The organism is Sphaerisporangium aureirubrum (genome assembly GCF_042658925.1).
In the GTDB taxonomy this organism is placed as follows: domain Bacteria; phylum Actinomycetota; class Actinomycetes; order Streptosporangiales; family Streptosporangiaceae; genus Sphaerisporangium; species Sphaerisporangium aureirubrum.
This window is the reverse complement of the sequence record NZ_JBHSRF010000021.1, coordinates 49,262-54,683: the sequence shown is the minus strand read 5'-3', so window position 1 is coordinate 54,683 and position 5,422 is coordinate 49,262. Positions and strand designations below refer to the sequence as shown.

Below are 5,422 nucleotides of genomic sequence, written 5' to 3'. Positions count from 1 at the left end.
GGCGGAAGACCAACGGAAGGAGAGAGATGACCGACAGCAAGGGTACCTACCAGATCACTGGCTGGGACGAGAAGCCATACTCGGAGGAGAAGGGGCAGGCCACGCTCGCCAAGGCCCGCGTCACCAACACCTTCGAAGGTGACATCAAGGGCGAGGGCGTCGCCGAGTACCTCCTCGTCTACCCCAAGGGCGAGGGCGACGCCAGCTTCGTCGGCCTCCAGGAGGTCAACGGCGTCGTCAACGGCCGCAAGGGCTCGTTCGTGCTGGACATCAAAGGCTCGTTCGCGAACGGCCAGGCCAAGGGCGACTGGACGGTGGTCGACGGCTCGGGCAAGGGCGAGCTGGAGGGCCTCAAGGGCACGGGCGGCTTCGTCTCCACCTCGGGCGGCGCGGTCGACCTGCACCTCGGCTGGACCATCCTCTGACCTGATCACACGGGTATGCGGGTACGCGGGGCCGTGCGGCCCCGCGTACCCGCATGTAGGGGTCCGTTCGCCTGGTTGCTCAGTGTTGAGCAGACCCCTCGGCGGCACCGGGTGACGATGGCACCACGACCGTACGAAGGGAATCCTTGACCATGGCTGAGCGCACAGAGGTCATCATCGTCGGTGGCGGACAGAGCGGGCTCGTCGCCGGGTACTTCCTGAAGAAAGCCGGCATCCCGTTCCTCGTCCTCGACGAGGAAGCCCGCGTCGGCGAGGCCTGGCGACGGCGCTGGGACTCGCTGGAGCTGTTCACCATCGCCGAGTACTGCGAGCTGCCCGGCATGCGCTTCCCCGGCAACAAGAACCACTTCCCGGGCAAGGACGAGATGGCCGACTACATCCAGGCCTACGCTCGCGAGTTCGACCTCCCGATCCGGCTCGACACCAAGGTCACCTCCCTGGAGGGGCTCGACGGCGGCGGCTACCGCGTGCGCACCTCCAAGGGCGACTACGAGGCCTCCCAGGTGATCATCGCCACCGGCGCCTACCGGCTGACCAAGACCCCGGAGATGGCCGCGGGGCTCAGCGACGACGTCTTCCAGATCCACACGGGCGACTACCACAACCCGTCCGAGGTCCCCGGCCAGACCGTCGTCGTGGTCGGCGCCGCCAACTCCGGCGCGCAGATCGCCCCCGAGCTCACCCGCACGCACCGCGTGCTGCTGTCCCAGGGCTCGCACCTGCCCGCGTTCGGCCGCAAGTTCCTCGGCAAGGGCCTGCACTGGTGGGGCGACAAGTTCGGCCTGATCTCCAAGCCGCTCGTCGGCGAGCGCGACCGGCTGCACAAGAAGACCATCCTGGTCGGCCCGAGCCTGAAGAAGATCTCCCGCAAGTACGGCGTCGAGCTGGTCGGCCGCACGATCGCCTGCGAGGGCCGCACCGTCCGCTTCGAGGACGGCCGCTCGGTCGAGACCGACGCCGTCGTGTGGGCCACCGGGTTCCGCTACGACTACTCGTGGGTGCACCTCCCCGTGCTCGACGACGACGGCGCGCCCGTGCAGGAGCGCGGCGTCACCTCGTCCCCGGGCCTGTACGTCCTCGGCATGCAGTGCCAGTACTCCTACGGTTCGGCGCTGGTCTGGTGGGTAAAGGACGACGCGTCCTATCTGGTCGACCGGATCGAGGAGTTCCGCCGCCGCGGCCCCGCACGGCACGCAGCGACGGCGGGGGCACCCGTCCGAGAGGGGTGAACCCGCTATGTCCACGTCCCGGCAAGTGGCACTGCTGCGCGGCATCAACGTCGGCAAGAACAAGCAGGTCCCCATGGCCCCTCTCCGCGAGCTGATCGAGTCGCTCGGCTTCGAGGACGTCAAGACCCACCTGCGCAGCGGCAACGTCGCCTACACCGCGAACACGACCCCCGCCGCGGCGGCCAAGAAGATCGAGGCCGCCCTGGAGAAGGAGATGGGCGTCAAGGCCGCGGTCCTGACCCGGAGCCACGACGACCTGGCCGCCATCGTGAAATCCGATCCCCTTGGCGACGTCGCCAAGAACCCGTCCCTCTACCTGGTGACGTTCCTCTCGGAGAAGCCCAAGACCGGGCCCCTGAAGAACCTGGACCCCGACGAGTTCGCCCCCGAGGCCTTCAAGCACGAGGGCCGGGAGATCTACACCTGGTCCCCCGACGGAGTCCGCAACGCCAAGCTCACCTACCAGTACTGGGAAAAGCTCCTGGGCGTGACCGCCACCGCCCGCAACTGGCGCACCGTGACCAAACTCCTCGACATGACCTCCACCTGACCCCACCCCGCGATCGAACGACCCGTCGAACCGGCGTCGCCGCCTGAGCCGGCGTCCGCCTCCGAAACGGCGCTTTCGGCGTGGTTTGCTCCTTATGCGGAGTACGAAGGCTTTCTAAGATCGGTGCGACGACGTCGTTCCCTTTTGGGAGGCCGCGTGGAGTTCCGGCTGCTCGGTCCGATCGAAGTGTGGCACGAGGGGCGCCGGCTTGCCCTCGGCGGTCCCAAACCGCGTGCGCTGCTGGCGGCGCTGCTGCTGGAGCCCAACCGCGTGGTCCCGGCCGACAGGCTGATCGACCTGCTCTGGGACGACCGGCCACCCGGGTCGGCCCGCGCGCTGGTGCAGACCTACGTGCACGGGCTGCGCCGAGCGCTGGCCGGGGCAGGTGACCTGATCGAGACGCGGCCGCCGGGCTATCTGGCACGCGTGCCGGGGGAGTGGATCGACCGGACGCGCTTCGACGCTCTCGTCGAGGCGGCGCGCCAGGCCGGGGCGGAGGACGCGGCCCGCGCGTACGGGGAGGCGGTCGCGCTCTGGCGCGGGAACGCGCTCGGCGGGATCGGCGACCTGCTGCGCGCCGAGGCGGTCGCGCTGGACACCCGGCGGATCGACGTGATCGAGGAGCGCGTCGCCGCCGAGCTGTCCCTCGGCCGGTACGGCGGGACGGTGGGCGAGCTGACCGACCTGGTCGAGGCCCACCCGCTGCGGGAACGCGCCCGCGCGCAGCTCATGACGGCCCTCTACGCACTCGGCCGGCAGAGCGAGGCGCTGGCCGTCTACCAGGACGGCAGGCGGCTGCTCGCCGACGAGCTGGGCCTGGACCCGGGCGCCGAGCTGCGTGAACTGCACGACACCATCCTGCGCGGCGACCCGCCGCCCGGCGAGGCCGAACCCCGCCCCGTGACGTCCGGCGTGACCCCCGCGCAGTCGCCACCCGGCGTGACCCCCGCGCAGTTGCCGCCCGGCGTGCCCGACTTCACCGGCAGAGACGGACCGGCCGCCGAGCTCATCGGCCGGCTGGCCGCGGGCGCGCCGCACGTGTCGGTCATCTGCGGCAAGGGCGGCGTCGGTAAGTCGGCGCTGGCCGTGCACGTCGCGCACGCGGCGCAGGCGCACTACCCCGACGGCCAGCTCTACGCCGACATGCGCGGCTGCAGCGACCTGCCCGCGGGACCCGAGGAGGTGCTGCCGCGGTTCCTGCGCGCGCTCGGCGTGCCGCCCGCCTCGCTGCCCGAGTCGTTCGAGGAACGGCGCGACCTGTACCGCAGCGTCCTGTCGCGGCGGCGGGTGCTCGTCGTGCTCGACGACGCGCGATCCGAACGCCACGTACGCCCCCTGCTGCCCGCCGGACGCGGCTGCGGCGTGCTCGTCACCTCGCGGCGGCGGCTGGCCGGGCTCGACGGAGCCCACCTGTGCGACCTCGACGTGCTGGCCGAACCGGCCGCCGTCGACCTGCTCGCGGCCATCGCCGGCCGCGCCCGCGTGGCGGCCGAACCCAAGGCGGCGCTGGAGATCGTCCGATTATGCGGAGGGCTCCCGCTCGCCGTCCGCACGGCGGGGGGCCGGCTCAGCACGCGGCGGCACTGGAGCCTCGGCACCCTGGTGGAGCGGCTCGGCGACGAACGCTGGCGGCTGGACGAGCTGGCGGCCGGCGACCTGGAGGTGCGCTCCAGCGTCGCCTTCAGCTACGGGCTGCTCGACGAGGAGGCCAAGACCGCCTTCCGGAGGCTCGGCCTGATGGGGCTGCCCGACTTCCCCTCCTGGGTGGCCGCGCCGCTGCTGGACCTGCCGCTGCGCGAGGCCGAGGACGTGGTGGAACGCCTGGTGGACGCCAACCTGCTCGACTTCGTCGCCACCGACGCCGTCGGCCAGACCCGCTACCGTCTGCACGATCTGCTGCGGGTCTTCGCCAAGGAGCGGGCACTGCGGGAGGACGACGCCGACGCGGCCCGGACCGCGGTGGAACGGCTGATCGGCGCCTGGGTGCACCTGGTCGCGCAGGCGGCCGCGGGGAGACCACCCGGTGAGATCGCGCTGAGCGTCACCTACTCCAGCGCGCGGCCCCTGGACGGTCGCCTGGACAGGCGGCTCGCCGACAACCCTGCCGGCTGGCTGGAGTCCGAGACGCCGGCGTTGATCGCGGCCGTGGAGCGGGCCACCGCGATGGACCTGGACGTGGCCGCGTGCGACCTGACCATCGCGCTGTCGTTCTCGGTGTTCTTCGTCGGCACCCGGCTGAGCGAGTGGAGCCGCAGCCAGGAGGCCGCGCTGGCGTCGGCACGCCGGGCCGGCAACCGGGTCGGCGAGGCGATGCTGCTGGCGGCCCGCGGCCACATCTACTACGAGATGGACAAGTTCCCGGAGGCGCACGAGTGCTTCGCGCAGGCCCACACGCTGTACGAGGCCGCCGGCGACGTCCGCGGCCGGGGCGTCGTGCTGACCGGGATCGGCAACGCGCGCCGCGAGCAGAGCCTGCTGCGCGGGGCTGCCGACGCCCTGGACGAGGCACTGGCGATCTTCCGGGGACTCGGCGACGCCGCCGCCACCGCGCACGCCGCGCGCCTGGCCGCCACCGTCCACCTGGAACTCGGCGACTTCGGCCGGTTGCCCGAGCTGCTGACCGAGGCGCTGCGCACCTACCGGGCCATCGGCAGCGTGCGCGGCGAGGCGCTCACGCTGCGCACCATCGGCCTGGCGCACCGGGCCGCCGGCGACCTGACCCGCGCGGAGGCGCTCTGCGAACGCGCGCTCGCCCTGTTCCAGAAGATCGGCGACCCTTTCATGGGCGCGTACGCCGTACAGGCGCTGGCCAAGACGCGCCTGCGGCAGGGGCGCGGCGAACCGATGCTGGCGCCGCTGCGGGAGGCCATGGAGGTGTGCCGGGTTCACTTCGACCGGTGGGGCCAGGCGTTCGTCCGCCGCACGATCGGCGAACTGCACCTGGCCGCCGGCCATCTGGACCAGGCCGCGGCCGACCTGGCGGAGGCGGCCGCGCAGGCCGAGGCACTGGACAGCCCCCTGCTGGCCGCCCGTGCCCGGCGCGACCTGGCCAGGACCCTCGACCGGCTGGGACGGCCGGCCGAGGCCCGTGACATACGCGAACGGGCCCTGGCCGTCTTCGCCGCTCACGGCGCCAGGGAGCACGCCGAGGAGGCCGGGCTGCCGCTGCCGGAGCTGCCGGAACTGCCCTCCTGAGG

The 5,422-nt window shown here is 72.3% G+C and carries 4 protein-coding genes; all 4 read left to right on the top strand.

Annotated features, from left to right (window positions below; all coding sequences use genetic code 11):
- Window positions 1-26: 26 nt before the first annotated feature.
- The 4 genes from ACFP1K_RS16715 (at window position 27) to ACFP1K_RS16700 (ending at window position 5,420) form a co-directional block, all read left to right on the top strand.
- On the top strand, window positions 27-425 hold the full coding sequence (locus tag ACFP1K_RS16715; RefSeq protein ID WP_380753667.1) for a DUF3224 domain-containing protein: 399 nt from the start codon (window positions 27-29) through the stop codon (window positions 423-425).
- 152 nt (window positions 426-577) lie between these two features.
- On the top strand, window positions 578-1,675 hold the full coding sequence (locus ACFP1K_RS16710; RefSeq protein ID WP_380753664.1) for a flavin-containing monooxygenase: 1,098 nt from the start codon (window positions 578-580) through the stop codon (window positions 1,673-1,675).
- 7 nt (window positions 1,676-1,682) lie between these two features.
- Window positions 1,683-2,225, top strand: coding sequence for a DUF1697 domain-containing protein (locus tag ACFP1K_RS16705; RefSeq protein ID WP_380753661.1), 543 nt, complete (start codon window positions 1,683-1,685; stop codon window positions 2,223-2,225).
- Between the two features lie 156 nt (window positions 2,226-2,381).
- Window positions 2,382-5,420 (top strand): AfsR/SARP family transcriptional regulator, encoded by a 3,039-nt coding sequence (locus tag ACFP1K_RS16700; protein ID WP_380753658.1) that lies wholly within the window; start codon window positions 2,382-2,384, stop codon window positions 5,418-5,420.
- The last annotated feature ends 2 nt before the right edge of the window (window positions 5,421-5,422 follow it).